Origin of the sequence: Promicromonospora panici, assembly GCF_900608595.1 — a bacterium.
In the GTDB taxonomy this organism is placed as follows: domain Bacteria; phylum Actinomycetota; class Actinomycetes; order Actinomycetales; family Cellulomonadaceae; genus Promicromonospora; species Promicromonospora panici.
In genome coordinates, this window is record NZ_UWYY01000007.1 from 50,893 (window position 1) to 63,647 (window position 12,755).

A 12,755-nucleotide genomic window follows, 5' to 3' on the forward strand; every position below is an offset into this window, starting at 1 on the left:
GTGCATCACAACGACCAGGAGGACGCCATGTCCGACACGAGCCACGAGCCCGCGAGCCCGCCGGCCGGAACAGCGGCCCCGGAGCCGCCCCCGGGCACCCCGCGAGCCGGTATCAATCGGTTCGCCTCCGCGCGCAGCCGCTCCCTGCTGGGCGCGCTCTTCCTCATGGCGACCTCCGCCATCGGTCCCGGCTTCATCACCCAGACCGCCACCTTCACCCAGCAGCTCGGTGCCGCGTTCGCGTTCGGCATCCTCGTCTCGATCCTGCTGGACCTCGCCGTCCAGATGAACGTGTGGCGCATGATCACGCTGACCGGCAAGCGCGCGAGCGTGCTGGCCAACGAAGCCCTGCCGGGCAGCGGCTACGTGCTCGCCGTGCTGATCGTGTTCGGCGGGCTGATCTTCAACATCGGCAACACCGCGGGCGCCGGCCTGGGCATGAACGCCCTGTTCGGCATGGACCCCCGGCTGGGCGGCGCGATCAGCGCCGCCATCGCCGTCGCCATCTTCCTCGCCAAGCGCGCGGGAGCCGTCGTCGACCGGGTCGTCATCGTGGCCGGCCTGGTGATGATCGTGCTCACCGTGATCGTCATGATCCTGTCCGGCCCGCCCGTCGGCGAGGCACTGAAGCAGACGGTGCTGCCCGACACCATCGACTTCGCCACCATCACCACGATCGTGGGCGGCACCGTCGGCGGATACATCACGTACGCCGGCGCGCACAAGCTGCTCGACTCCGGGACGGCGGGCCCCGAGCACGTCCGGGAGGTCAACCGGGCAGCCGTCAGCGGCATCATCGTCACCGGGATCATGCGGTACGTGCTGTTCCTGGCGATCCTCGGCGTCGTCGCCTCCGGCGTCGTGCTGGACGTGGCCGGCAACCCGGCCGCCGACGCGTTCGGTGCCGCGGCCGGCGAGACCGGCCTGCGCATCTTCGGCGCGGTGTTCTGGATCGCGGCGATCACCAGCGTCATCGGGGCCGCCTACACGTCGGTCTCGTTCCTGCCGGTGTTCTCCGCCAGGATCACGGGCCGCGCCGCCGACCTGTGGACGGTGGGCTTCATCGTCGTCTCGCTGGCGGTGTACCTGACGATCGGTACCGCACCGGCCACCCTGCTGGTGTTCGTGGGTGGTGTGAACGGCCTCATCCTGCCGATCGGGCTGACCCTGTTCATGTACATCGGCTGGTTCCGCGGCTCGCTGCTGGGCGGCGTGCGGTACCCGCGGTGGCTCCTGGTGGTCGGAACCCTGGCCACCGTGGTCACCTGGTACATGGCGGTCAACGCGGTGGGGCCGATCTTCGACCTGCTCTCCGCCTGACCGGCCCGCCTGAGCCTCCGGCTCGGCACCTCGCACCACCGAAAGGACAAACGCACCATGAGCGCCGTCGATCTGAACAGCGACCTCGGCGAGGGCTTCGGCCGCTGGAGCCTCGGCGACGACGAGCAGATGCTCGGCATCGTCTCCAGCGCCAACGTCGCCTGCGGGTTCCACGCCGGGGACCCGGCGTCCATCCGCCGCACCGTGCGGTCGGCGGTGGCGCACGGCGTCACTATCGGCGCGCACGTCGGCTACCGTGACCTGGCCGGGTTCGGCCGCCGCAACATGGACGTGCCCGACGACGAGCTCGAGGCCGACGTCGCCTACCAGATCGGCGCGCTCCGCGGCCTGGCGGACGCCGAGGGCGGGGTCGTCACCTACGTCAAGCCGCACGGCGCGCTGTACAACACGGCGGCGGTCGACGAGCGGGTCGCCAAGGCCGTGGCGTCCGCCGTCGCCGCCGTCGACCCGGGGCTCGTGCTGCTGGGCCTGCCCGGCAGCGTGGCCCTGGCCGCGGCGTCCGACGCCGGTCTCGCGACCGCCACCGAGGCGTTCGCGGACCGTGCGTACACCCCCGAGGGCCGCCTGGTCTCCCGGCGCGAGCCGGGTTCCGTGCTGCACGACGCCGACGACGTCGCGCGGCGCATGCTTCGCCTCGTCACCGAGGGCGTGGTCACGGCGGTGGACGGGTCCGACGTCGCCGTGCGCGCCGACTCGGTGTGCGTGCACGGCGACTCCCCCGGCGCCGTCGCCATGGCCCGGCGGATCCGCGAGGTGTTCGACGCCGAGGGCATCACGCTCACGGCGTTCGCCCCGGCGGCGGGCAGCGGCCCCGCAGCGTGATGCGGGTACTGACCGCCCGCGACGACGCCCTCCTGGTCGAGCTCGACGACCTGGACCAGGCGGTCGCGCTGTACGAGTCCCTGCTGGCCGACCCGGTGCGCGGCGTCGGCATGCCCGTACCGGGCGCGCGGACGCTGCTCGTGCCCTTCCGCCCTTCGGCGATCACCGCGGCGGCCCTGGCCGCGGAACTCCGGACCCGTCCGCTGGAGCGGCGCGCCACCGCGACCGCGCGGACCGTCGAGATCAACGTCCTGTACGACGGCGCCGACCTCGCCGAGGCGGCCGAGCTCCTCGGCTGGAGCCCCGAGGAGCTCGTGCGGCGGCACACCGCCGCCGCGTGGACAATCGGGTTCGTCGGGTTCGCGCCCGGGTTCGCGTATATGACCAGCGACGACGCCGAGCTCGTGGTCCCCCGCCGCTCGACCCCGCGCACCCGTGTTCCGGCCGGGTCGGTGGCACTCGCCGGGCAGTACAGCGGCGTCTATCCGCGGGAGAGCCCCGGCGGGTGGCAGCTCCTGGGCCGTACCGACGCGCCCGTCTGGGACGTGACGCGCGAGCGCCCGGCCCTGCTGCTCCCAGGCGACGGCGTCCGCTTCGTAGCGGTCCGCGAGCTGGCCGGAGACACCAGGAAGGTCCGCGTCGACCACACACTTGGGCATGCTCCTCCGCTCGAAACCGTGCACGAGCGTGTGGTCCAGGCGGACCTTTGCGAGCCCACGGAGACGGCGGTCCCCGGCGCAGACCTTGGTCGCGGAGCTCTTGAAGTCGTGAGCCCCGGCGTGCAGGCGCTGGTCCAGGACCTCGGGCGGCCCGGTTCCGAGGGGGCCGGCGTCTCGGCATCCGGCGCCTTGGACCGGCCGAGCCTGCGATCGGCCAACCGCGCCGTCGGCAACCCGTCGGACGCCGCGGCCGTCGAGTCGGTCGGCGGCCTGCGGCTGCGCGCCCACGGACCGCAGGTGCTCGCGGTGACGGGGGCGGTGGGCGAGATCGTGGTGCGGCCGGGTGCAGCCCGATCGGGACGCATATCGGGCAACGCCGAGCCGAGCTCCGCCGAACCAGGTGCCGTAGAGCCGTCCCGCCCCGACCGGCGTCCGCGGCCGGGCGAACCCTTCGCGCTGGACGACGGCGACGAGCTGCGCCTCGCGCCGCCCGCCCGGGGCATGCGTGCCTACGTGGCGGTGCGCGGCGGGATCGCCGTGCCGCCCGTGCTGGGCAGCCGCGCCACCGACGTGCTGGCCGGGCTGGGACCCGACCCGCTGGGGCCCGGCGACCTGCTGCCCGTCGGCGTCCCGGAGCGGGGCGTCCCGGCAGCCTGGCCAGCCGGCCCGACCAGCCAGGCGAGCCCGACCAGCCCAGGGACCGCGGTGCGCCCGGGCGAGGCGCCGCCGTCGGGCAGCCTGCCGGCACCCGGCGAGGTGACAGTGCTGCCGATCGTCCTGGGGCCACGCGACGACTGGTTCGACGCCGCGGCCATCGCGCGCCTGACCGGCCAGGACTGGCTGGTGACGCCGCGCTCCAACCGGATCGGGCTGCGGCTGGACGGCGAGCCCCTCGCCCGGATCCCGGACCGGGACGGCGCCGAGCTGCCCAGCGAGGGCTGCGTGACCGGCGCCATCCAGGTACCGCCGGACGGGCTGCCCGTCCTTTTCCTCGCCGATCATCCCCTGACCGGCGGGTATCCCGTGGTCGGGGCGGTCGCCGCCGCCCACGTGCCGCTCGCCGCGCAGCTCCCCGCGGGCGCACGCGTCCGCTTCGCCGTCCGCGACCGCACGCCGGGCGCCCGGGCGGAAGACACGATCCAGAACCACCCAGGAGGCACCCCATGATCCGCACCGTGCTCGTCGCGAACCGAGGCGAGATAGCGGTCCGCGTCATCCGCGCGTGTGCGGACCTGGGCATCCGCTCCGTCGCCGTGTACGCCGACGGCGACGCCGAGGCCCCGCACGTCCGCCTGGCCGACGAGGCCTGGTCCCTGGACGGCCGCACCGCCACCGAGACCTACCTGTCGGTCGAGAAGCTGCTCGACGTCGCCCGCCGCTCCGGCGCGGACGCCGTCCACCCCGGGTACGGCTTCCTGTCCGAGCGCGCTGCCGCCGCACGCGCCGTCGAGGAGGCCGGGCTCGTGTGGGTGGGGCCGACGTCGGCCACGATCGAGCTGCTCGGCGACAAGATCGCCGCGCGCGACCTTGCCCGGACGGTCGGCGCGCCCCTGGTGCCCGGCTCGGCCGGCCCGGTGCCCGACTCCGCCGGCGCGCTCGCCTTCGCCGAGGAGCACGGTCTGCCGCTCGCCATCAAGGCCGCGCACGGCGGTGGCGGACGCGGCATGCGCGTGGCCCGGACCCTGGAAGAGGTGCCCGAGCTGTTCGACGCCGCCCGGCGCGAGGCCGAGGCCGCATTCGGGCACGGCGAGTGCTTCGTCGAACGGTTCCTGGAGCGGCCCCGGCACGTGGAGGCGCAGGTCATCGCCGACAACCACGGGCACGTGGTCGTCGCGGGCACGCGCGACTGCTCCCTGCAGCGACGCAACCAGAAGCTGGTCGAGGAGGCCCCCGCGCCGTTCCTCGACCCCGCGGTACGCAAGCGGATCCACGAGTCGGCTCGCGACCTGTGCGCCGCCGCCGGATACCGCGGCGCCGGGACCGTGGAGTTCCTGCTCGGCGCGGACGGCACCCTCTCGTTCCTGGAGGTCAACACGCGGCTCCAGGTGGAGCATCCCGTCACGGAGGAGACCACCGAGCTCGACCTCGTGGTCGAACAGCTCCGTGTGGCGAGCGGCCTTCCGCTGTCGGTGACCGAGGACCCCGCCCCGCGCGGGCACGCCATCGAACTGCGGCTCAACGCCGAGGACCCGGCGCGCGGGTTCCTGCCCGGCCCCGGGCGTATCGATCGGTTCGTGCCGCCGTCGGGCCCGGGTGTGCGGGTGGACGCCGGGGTCGAGCCGGGGTCGGTGATCCCCGGCGAGTTCGACTCGCTGTTCGCCAAGATCGTCGTGTGGGGCCCCACCCGCGAGGCCGCGCTCGCCCGGACCCGGCGGGCCGCGGCCGAGACGGTGGTCGACGGCGTGCCCACGGTGCTGCCGTTCCACCGCGCGGTGCTCGAAGACCCGGCGTTCACCGCCTCGACCGACGGGTCCGGCTTCGCCGTCCACACACAGTGGATAGAGACGGAGCTGCTCGCCTCGATCGACCCCCAGGCGCTGACCGCGCCTGTGGTCGAGCCCGGGGTCGTGGAGACGTGGGTCGAGATCGACGGGAAGCGGCACCGGGTACGCACTCCGGGCGGGATGGGGTTCGGCGTCGGCCCCGCGGCCGGCTCGGGCGCGGCACCGGCCCAGGGCGCGCCTCCGGCGTCGCACAGCGTGGACGACGCCGGGCGTGTCCCGCTGCTCCCCGCCATGCCGGGCACCCTGGTGCGCTGGCTGGTGGCCGACGGCGAGACCGTCGCCGATGGCCAGCCCGTCGCCGTCGTCGAGGCGATGAAGATGGAGACGCAGCTCGTGGCCGACGCCGCAGGAATGCTGGAGCACTCAAGACCAGAGGGCGCGCCGGTCGTTGCGGATGACCCGATCGGCTATGTAGTGCGGTAGAGAGCTGCACACGATTCCGCCCGCGGAAGAACCCGCTACTTGCTCCCACCCGTCAAAGACATCACACCATTGCAAGGTTTTGGCGTGCCAGCGGTGACAAAGTTGGAGCCGCAGCGAACACGTCGATACTGGCGCTGATCGACCAGCAAGTTGCGGTTCGGCGCCGGAGGCTCACCATCAAGTTGCGGTTCGGCGCCGGATCCATGTCGACCTGGCTCACTCCGCCGTGAGCACCCCGTCGTCGTCGAGCCACACCTCGACCCGGCGCTTCCAGGCCTCGGCCGGCTTGGGGAAGTCCGTGCGGTAGTGGCCGCCGCGGGTCTCCTCGCGCAGCCAGGCCGCGCGGGTCAGGGCGCGCGCGACCTGGTGCACGTTGGTGGTCTCCCACTCCGCGGCCTGGGGCTCGGCCACGACCTCGGCAGCCAGGTGGGCGTCGGCGCGGACGGCGCCGAGCCGCTCGTCGACCTCGGCCAGCGAGCGCGCCGACCGGATCACGCCCGCCCCGGCGGAGGTCACCTTCTGGATCCGCGACCGGGCGGCGGCCGCGACCAGCGCGGAACCGCCGGCGCGCTCGGCCGGCTCCCCCGGCTTGAGCTCGCCCGCGTCGAACCGGGCAGCAACGTCGCGCGCCGCGCGCGAGGCGAACACAATGCCTTCGAGCAGCGAGTTCGACGCGAGCCGGTTCGCCCCGTGCACGCCCGTGCACGCGACCTCGCCGACAGAGTAGAGCCCGTCCACCGAGGATCGGCCGTCGAGGTCGGTCACGACACCGCCCGAGTGGTAGTGCTGCGCCGGAGCCACCGGCACCGGCTCCTCGGACCAGTCGATGCCGGCCTCCAGCAGCCGGGCGTTGATCGTCGGGAACCGCGTGCGGAGGAACTCCCGGCCCAGGTGGCGGGCGTCGAGCAGCACGTTGTCGGCCCCGGTGGCGGCCATCTGCCGCACTATCGCGTGCGCGACGACGTCCCGCGGCGCCAGCTCCGCCATCTCGTGCACGGCGGGCATGAACCGGTGCCCGTCGACGTCGAGCAGCAGCGCACCCTCGCCCCGCACGGCCTCGGAGATGAGGGGCAGCTGGCCCTTGGCGCCCGAGCCCAGCCAGAGGACCGTCGGGTGGAACTGGACGAACTCCAGGTCGCCCAGCACCGCACCCGACCGCAGGGCGGCGGCGATCCCGTCGCCCGTCGCACCGGCCGGGTTGGTCGACGACCGGAAGACCTGCCCGATCCCGCCCGTGGCCAGCACGACGGCGGGGGCCAGCGCGGCACCGACGCCGTCCCGCGAGCCAGCGCCCCGCACGTGCAGGGTCACGCCGCAGGCCCGCCCGGCCACCGTCGTCAGCACGTCCAGGACCAGGGCGTTCTCGACCACCTCGATGCCCGGGTCGTGGCGCACCGCCTCGATCTGCGCGACCAGCGCCCGGGAGATCTCCGCGCCCGTGGCGTCGCCGCCGGCGTGCGCGATCCGGTCGGCGTGGTGGCCGCCCTCGCGGGTGAGCGCGATGTCGCCGTCGGCCGCCTTGTCGAAGACCGCACCGCGCGCCACGAGCTCGCGCACGCGCTCCGGGCCTTCGGTGACCAGCACCTGCACGGCCTCCGGTTCGGACAGGCCGCCGCCCGCGACCAGCGTGTCCGCGAGGTGTGCCTCGGGAGAGTCGGACGGGTCGAGCGCGGCGGCGATGCCACCCTGCGCCCACACCGTGGACCCGGACGAGAGCTCGCCCTTGGTCACGAGCACCACCCGTGGCACGCGGGTGCGTAGCTCGAGCGCAGCCGTCAGGCCGGCGATACCCGAGCCGACGACCACCGCGTCGGCCTCGACCGTCCAGCCGGGCGCCTGGGCGGCGAGAGAACGAGCGAGGCGAGGGCCAGGTCCTGGGGTGGGGCTCACGCGCGGCCCGACGCCGTGCGCACCAGGCCGGCCTGCTGGAACGGCTCGATCGCGAGGCCGCTCTCCTCCAGGCCGTACCCGTCCGGCACGTGTCCGGGCTCGTCGTTGACCTCGACTATGTGGTTCTTCTCGTCGACGAACACGACGTTCGGCAGGAAGGTCCGCGCGTCGTGGTCGGAGAGCATGCCGTAGGCGATCAGGATGACGACGTCGCCCGGGCTGACCAGGTGGGCCGCCGCGCCGTTGATGCAGATCTGGCCGGAACCCGGCTCACCAGGGATGACGTAGGTGGTCAGGCGGGCACCGTTCGTCACGTCGACGACGTCGACCTGCTGGCCGGGGACCAGGTCCGCGGCGTCGAGCAGGTCGGCGTCCACGGTGATGGACCCGACGTAGTGCAGGTCCGCCTGCGTCACGGTGGCGCGGTGGATCTTCGCGATCATCATCGGCCGCTGCAGCGACGCGGGGCGGCCGACGGGCGGGCGGTGCGGGGTGGAGCTCATGGCGTTACCTCTGGTCTGGCGAGACCTCGACGGCCTGGTTGTCGATCAGGCGGGTACTACCCACCCGTGCGGCCACGAGCAGCAGCGCATGGCCGGAGTAGTCGTCGGCGACCGCGTCCACGGTCACCGGATCGACGAGCGCGAGGTAGTCGACCACGACGCCGTCGGCCTCGTCCAGCACTTGGCGCGCGGCGTTGATCACACCCGCCGGGCCGCTGCCCGCGGCCGCCGCTCCGGCACGCAGCGCGCGAGACAGCGCGACGGCGCGCTCCCGCTCGTCCGCCGACAGGTACGCGTTACGCGACGACATGGCCAGTCCGTCGTGCTCCCGCACCGTGGGCACGCCCAGCACCTCGACCGGCACCTCCAGGTCGCGCGCCATGCGGCGCACGGCCAGCAGCTGCTGGGCATCCTTCTCGCCGAACAGCGCGACGTCGGGCCGCACCAGGTGCATCAGCTTGAGCACCACGGTGAGCACGCCGTCCAGGTGCCCGGGCCGGTGCTCGCCCTCGAGCACGTCGCCGATGTGCCCCGCGGAAACGCGCACCACCGGGTCGCCGTCCGGGTAGACGACGTCGGGCGTGGGCGCGAACACGACGTCCGCCCCGACGCCGGCGAGCTTGGCGACGTCGCCGTCCAGGTCACGCGGGTAGGTGTCGAGGTCCTCGCCCGCGCCGAACTGCAGCGGGTTCACGAAGATCGTGACGACGACCTGGCCGTTCGCGCCGGCCTCCGCGCGCGCCCGGCGCACCAGCTCCAGGTGCCCGTCGTGCAGGGCGCCCATCGTCATGACGACGGCGCGCTTGCCCGGACCCGCGTCGGGTCCGGCCGGCTCCAGGGGCCCCCCGATGGCCCAGCGCATCTGCGCGTCGCGCAGCTCGGAGCGGGTGCGAACAACCAGGGGGGCCTGTTGCGCGGATTCCGCATCGGGTGGAGTTTGAGGGCTAGAGGCGGCCTGCATGATCACTGTGTCTTCCTTCCTGCGCGCGACTCCCCGGTCGCGTTGTCCAGCGCATCCAGCAGCGCCTGAGCCGCCGTGTCGTCGATGCGGTGGCTCGCCAGCGCGCGCCGCGTGGCCCCGCGGGCCAGCTCGGTGTAGCTGTCCGGCACGTCGGTGGCGCCACTGGCGGCGGCCAGCGCGCTGAGCTCGGTCAGGTGGCTGCGCACGGTGCCGACGTCGCCCCGCGAGACCGGCCCGGTGAGCGCGGAGATCGCCCCCGGCCCGACGCCGGCGCGCGCGTCCGCGGACCGGGTGGCCGACTCGAGCGCCGCGGACAGCAGCGGCGCGAGCACCCGCCCGGGCGACTCGATGCCCGCCGCCTCCAGCGCCTGCGCGGCCTGCGCGACGAGCACCACGAGGTGGTTCGAACCGTGGGCGAGGGCCGCGTGGTAGAGACCGCGGGCCGCCTCGTCCACGATCACGGGCTCGCCGCCGATCTCGACCACGAGGGCCTGCCCGATCGGCAGCACCGGCGCGGGGCCGGTCACGGCGAAGGTGCAGCCCTCCAGACGCGCAAGGTCCAGGGACGTGCCGGAGAACGTCATGGCGGGGTGCACGGCCAGCGGGATGGCGCCGCCGAGCCGGGCGGGCTCCAGCACGGCGGTCCCGAAGCGGCCGGACGTGTGCACCGCGAGCTGCCCCGGCTGCCAGGCCCCCGTGTCGGCGAGGCCGGAGACCAGGGGGCCCAGGGCGTCGTCGGGGACCGCGAGGAGCACGAGCTCGGCGCGCTCGACGACGTCGGGCACCTCGAGGTTGGGGACACCCGGCAGGAGCGTGGCTATGCGCTCCCGGGAGTCCTCCGAGATGCCGCTCGCGCCGACCACGGCGTGCCCCGCCGCGCGAAGGGCGTTGCCGAGCACCGCGCCCACGCGGCCCGCACCGATGACGCCGACACCGAGCCGGCCGGGCCGTCGGGCCGGCTCCTGGGGTTCACCCACCGGTCCGGTCATTCGTCCTGTCGCTCCATCCATCGTTCGGGACCCGCCGACGCGCGGGCGGTGCGGGCGCGCAGGGCCTGGTCCGCCATGAGCCGCGCGGCGTCGTCGGCGCCGAGGTGGGGCACCTCTGGGTGCACCGGGCCCTCGGTGGAGTGCACCTGGAACGAGGCAACTCCGAGCCGGCGTTGCCAGGGACCCTGGCTCAGGCCCAGCGACTGCGTCCGCTCGTGCGGCACCACGTCCAAAATCTTCACCATGCGGCCCCGCCGCAGCAGCAGTGCGCGCCCGGTCACGGTGAACCCGTTGCGGCGCCACGCCACCGGATCCAGTATGCGGGTCCGCCGGGGCGCGGTGACGTACGCGCTCTCCGCCCGGGAGTCGCCGTCGAGCCCCGCGTCGAGGATCCGACGCGGCTCGTCGACGCCGAGGTCGGGCAGCACGAGGGAGAGCACGGTTAGCGCCTCGTCGCGCGTGCCGACGGGCAGCAGCACGCTGTTCTTCTCCTCGCTCTCGCCCCCGTAGCCGGCGACGTTGACCTGCACGCGCCACCAGTCGCGTCCGCGCCACAGCACGCTCTGCACCAGGCGGACGGCCTGCACGCGCCCGGGCGGGATGGTCTGCGAGCGCGTCTCGAGCATCCCGTGGCGCAGCCGGACGCCGTCGGGCGAGATGGCCACGCGGAAGTCGAACTCGCCCGTGAGGCGGCCGAACAGGTAGCCGCCGGCGCCGAGCACAGCGGGCAGCGACGCGGAGATGACGGCGAGCTCGCCGGTGGCGATCATGACCACCAGGACACCCAGGGCCCACACGAGAAGCGTGATCGTCGCCCCGGAGCGCACGACCGAGGCGATCAGCCGGCCCAGGGGCACGGTCAGGACGGGGACCTGCGGCGCTTCGAGACTGGCCGGCGCCGTGGGTTCCGGCGCGCCCGGTAGCCCGGGCCCAGCCTGCTCGACGGCGTCCTGGGTCCCGGCGTCCTGGGTGCCCGGTACGGGCGCGCCCACCACGCCCGTACCGGCGGGGGCGGTCACGGTGCCGGGCGTGGTGCGCGACCGGGCGTCGGCCACCGGACTCTTCCTGGCCACCTTGAGGCCTGCCGCGCGGGCGAGGAGCTCGGCGCGCAGCTCGTCGGCGTCGGACCCTTTCAGGAACCCGATGGCGACGCCGGAGTCGGTGCCGCCCGCGGTCTCCAGGGTGAGCTCGCACAGCCCGAAGAAGCGCGCGACGAGCGGCTGCCGGATGTCGACCGACTGCAGCCGGTCCAGGCGGGCGTGGCGCTGCTGGCGGAACAGGATGCCGCGCCGCAGGTGCACGGTCTCCTCGCCGATCGCGAAGGTGGTCATGCGCCAGGCCAGCACCGAGTAGCCCCAGCCCACGAGGGCGATGGCGGCGAGCGCCGCGAACAGCGTCCACCAGTACTCGCTGGTGACCAGGGCGATGAGGCCGCCGCGCGGCCCGCCGTCGAGGCTCTGCTGGCCCAGGATCACGATCGCCGCGCCGACCACGGCCCAGCCCCGGACCAGCGGTGTGATCGGATGGACGCGCCGCCACTCGAGATCCTCGGCCGCGGGCTGATCGGGCACCCCCGGCTGGTCGGGCGCGCCCCGCTGGTCGAGCTTGTCGAGACCCGGCTCCCGCTTGTCGAGCCCGTTCTCCGGCGTGCTCACAGCCCCGCCAGACGGGCCTCACCACGGGACGCCAGGCGGTCGCGCAGCCGCGCCGCCTCGTCCGGGGGCAGGCCGGGGATCTGGGCGTCCGTGCCCACGGACGCCGTGTGGAGCTGCACCTTGGCGAGCCCCAGCTTGCGGTCCAGCGGGCCGGCCTCGACGTCCACGTACTGCATGCGGCCGTAGGGGACCACGACCATGGACTTGAACATGACCCCCTTGCGGATGAGGAGGTCGTCGTCGCGCTCGGCGTAGCCGATCGCCCTGACCTGGCGCGGGACCAGGAGGATCGACCACACCAGGAAGAGGGCCGGGAAGCCGGCGAGGAGCCAGAACCAGGAACTGACGGTCGTGGCGAGGACGACGCCGACCACCGCCGGTATACCGAGGCTGATGGCGGCCGGTACCAGCATGGCCGTCACGAGGCGCGGGGACACGCGGTTCCAGGTCACGTCGTGCGGTTCGAAGGGGCTGGTCATGATGGCCATTCTTCCGCAGTGGGCAAGTGCTGGACAGCGGGCATCAGGCCGGGGCCGGAGACTCGCCCTCGTCGGAGCTGGCACGGTCCTTGTCCGACGGCGGCAGCTCGCAGAACTTCTCCACGATCAGGCCCACGACGGCGAGCACCACCGAGCAGAGCACGGCTATGCCGGCCGCCACCGCGCGGTCGCGCCGCGGCTCGACGGCGAGGTCGCCCAGCACCACCAGCACCTGGGCGAGGTACCAGCCGCCGAGCAGCGCACCGGTCAGCGCGGCGGCCTTCGCCAGGACGAGCGTCCGGGCGGCCCGCACGCCGTCGAGCGAGGGCCGCTTGCCCTTCTGGTACGACCGCACGGCCCAGCCCGACCAGAACACGGCTCCGGCCAGCGCCAGGATCGCGACGTCGACCAGCCAGGGCACCACGGGCAGGTACACGCTGCGCCCCTCCAGGGCGCGCAGCACGAGCCAGCCGACGATCGCGACGGCGACGAGAACCGCGATCAGGGAACCGATCGGCGTTCTGCGCAT

11 protein-coding genes are annotated in these 12,755 nt (G+C 74.0%); 4 read left to right on the forward strand and 7 right to left on the reverse strand.

All coding sequences use genetic code 11. The features are described from left to right. The first annotated feature begins 27 nt into the window (after nucleotides 1-27). Genes EW117_RS09420 through EW117_RS09435 form a run of 4 tightly spaced genes read left to right on the forward strand, consistent with a single transcriptional unit; the run spans nucleotide 28 to nucleotide 5,749 of the window. The gene (locus EW117_RS09420) at nucleotides 28-1,320 is read left to right on the forward strand and encodes an NRAMP family divalent metal transporter (RefSeq protein WP_207211823.1); all 1,293 of its coding nucleotides are present in this window, start codon (nucleotides 28-30) and stop codon (nucleotides 1,318-1,320) included. A 57-nt stretch (nucleotides 1,321-1,377) separates the two neighbouring features. After that, nucleotides 1,378-2,163, forward strand: a complete 786-nt coding sequence (locus tag EW117_RS09425; RefSeq protein ID WP_129786026.1) for a LamB/YcsF family protein — start codon at nucleotides 1,378-1,380, stop codon at nucleotides 2,161-2,163. Then, nucleotides 2,163-3,989, forward strand: coding sequence for a 5-oxoprolinase subunit B/C family protein (locus EW117_RS09430; RefSeq protein WP_129786028.1), 1,827 nt, complete (start codon nucleotides 2,163-2,165; stop codon nucleotides 3,987-3,989). Before EW117_RS09425 ends, EW117_RS09430 begins: the two co-directional genes overlap by 1 nt. Then, on the forward strand, nucleotides 3,986-5,749 hold the full coding sequence (locus tag EW117_RS09435; protein WP_129786030.1) for an acetyl/propionyl/methylcrotonyl-CoA carboxylase subunit alpha: 1,764 nt from the start codon (nucleotides 3,986-3,988) through the stop codon (nucleotides 5,747-5,749). Before EW117_RS09430 ends, EW117_RS09435 begins: the two co-directional genes overlap by 4 nt. 216 nt (nucleotides 5,750-5,965) lie before the next feature. Here the strand turns inward: EW117_RS09435 and EW117_RS09440 are convergent, their stop codons facing one another. The 7 genes from EW117_RS09440 to EW117_RS09470 form a co-directional block, all read right to left on the reverse strand. Next, nucleotides 5,966-7,639: an L-aspartate oxidase gene (locus tag EW117_RS09440; RefSeq protein ID WP_129786032.1), complete on the reverse strand. Its 1,674-nt coding sequence runs from the start codon at nucleotides 7,637-7,639 to the stop codon at nucleotides 5,966-5,968. Then, nucleotides 7,636-8,142, reverse strand: a complete 507-nt coding sequence (gene panD, locus EW117_RS09445; protein ID WP_129786034.1) for an aspartate 1-decarboxylase — start codon at nucleotides 8,140-8,142, stop codon at nucleotides 7,636-7,638. Before panD ends, EW117_RS09440 begins: the two co-directional genes overlap by 4 nt. 4 nt (nucleotides 8,143-8,146) lie before the next feature. Beyond that, nucleotides 8,147-9,004 (reverse strand): pantoate--beta-alanine ligase, encoded by an 858-nt coding sequence (panC, locus tag EW117_RS09450; protein ID WP_242504190.1) that lies wholly within the window; start codon nucleotides 9,002-9,004, stop codon nucleotides 8,147-8,149. Nucleotides 9,005-9,105: 101 nt separating this feature from the next. Further along, nucleotides 9,106-10,080, reverse strand: a complete 975-nt coding sequence (locus tag EW117_RS09455) for a Rossmann-like and DUF2520 domain-containing protein (RefSeq protein ID WP_242504191.1) — start codon at nucleotides 10,078-10,080, stop codon at nucleotides 9,106-9,108. 8 nt (nucleotides 10,081-10,088) lie between these two features. Further along, entirely contained in the window at nucleotides 10,089-11,747 is a 1,659-nt protein-coding gene (locus EW117_RS09460) for a PH domain-containing protein (protein WP_242504192.1), read from the reverse strand. Continuing rightward, entirely contained in the window at nucleotides 11,744-12,235 is a 492-nt protein-coding gene (locus EW117_RS09465; protein WP_129786039.1) for a PH domain-containing protein, read from the reverse strand. The genes EW117_RS09460 and EW117_RS09465 overlap by 4 nt, the downstream gene beginning before the upstream one ends. A 34-nt stretch (nucleotides 12,236-12,269) precedes the next feature. Next, the gene (locus EW117_RS09470; protein ID WP_129786041.1) at nucleotides 12,270-12,755 is read right to left on the reverse strand and encodes a DUF3180 domain-containing protein; all 486 of its coding nucleotides are present in this window, start codon (nucleotides 12,753-12,755) and stop codon (nucleotides 12,270-12,272) included.

What these genes read in the sequence shown, in the direction of transcription:
- EW117_RS09420 (WP_207211823.1), top strand. Translation starts at nt 28, where the DNA reads ATGTCCGACACGAGCCACGAGCCCGCGAGCCCGCCGGCCGGAACAGCG.
- EW117_RS09425 (WP_129786026.1), top strand. Translation starts at nt 1,378, where the DNA reads ATGAGCGCCGTCGATCTGAACAGCGACCTCGGCGAGGGCTTCGGCCGC.
- EW117_RS09430 (WP_129786028.1), top strand. Translation starts at nt 2,163, where the DNA reads ATGCGGGTACTGACCGCCCGCGACGACGCCCTCCTGGTCGAGCTCGAC.
- EW117_RS09435 (WP_129786030.1), top strand. Translation starts at nt 3,986, where the DNA reads ATGATCCGCACCGTGCTCGTCGCGAACCGAGGCGAGATAGCGGTCCGC.
- panD (WP_129786034.1), bottom strand. Translation starts at nt 8,142, where the DNA reads ATGAGCTCCACCCCGCACCGCCCGCCCGTCGGCCGCCCCGCGTCGCTG.
- panC (WP_242504190.1), bottom strand. Translation starts at nt 9,004, where the DNA reads ATGCGCTGGGCCATCGGGGGGCCCCTGGAGCCGGCCGGACCCGACGCG.
- EW117_RS09465 (WP_129786039.1), bottom strand. Translation starts at nt 12,235, where the DNA reads ATGGCCATCATGACCAGCCCCTTCGAACCGCACGACGTGACCTGGAAC.
- EW117_RS09470 (WP_129786041.1), bottom strand. Translation starts at nt 12,755, where the DNA reads ATGCGCAGAACGCCGATCGGTTCCCTGATCGCGGTTCTCGTCGCCGTC.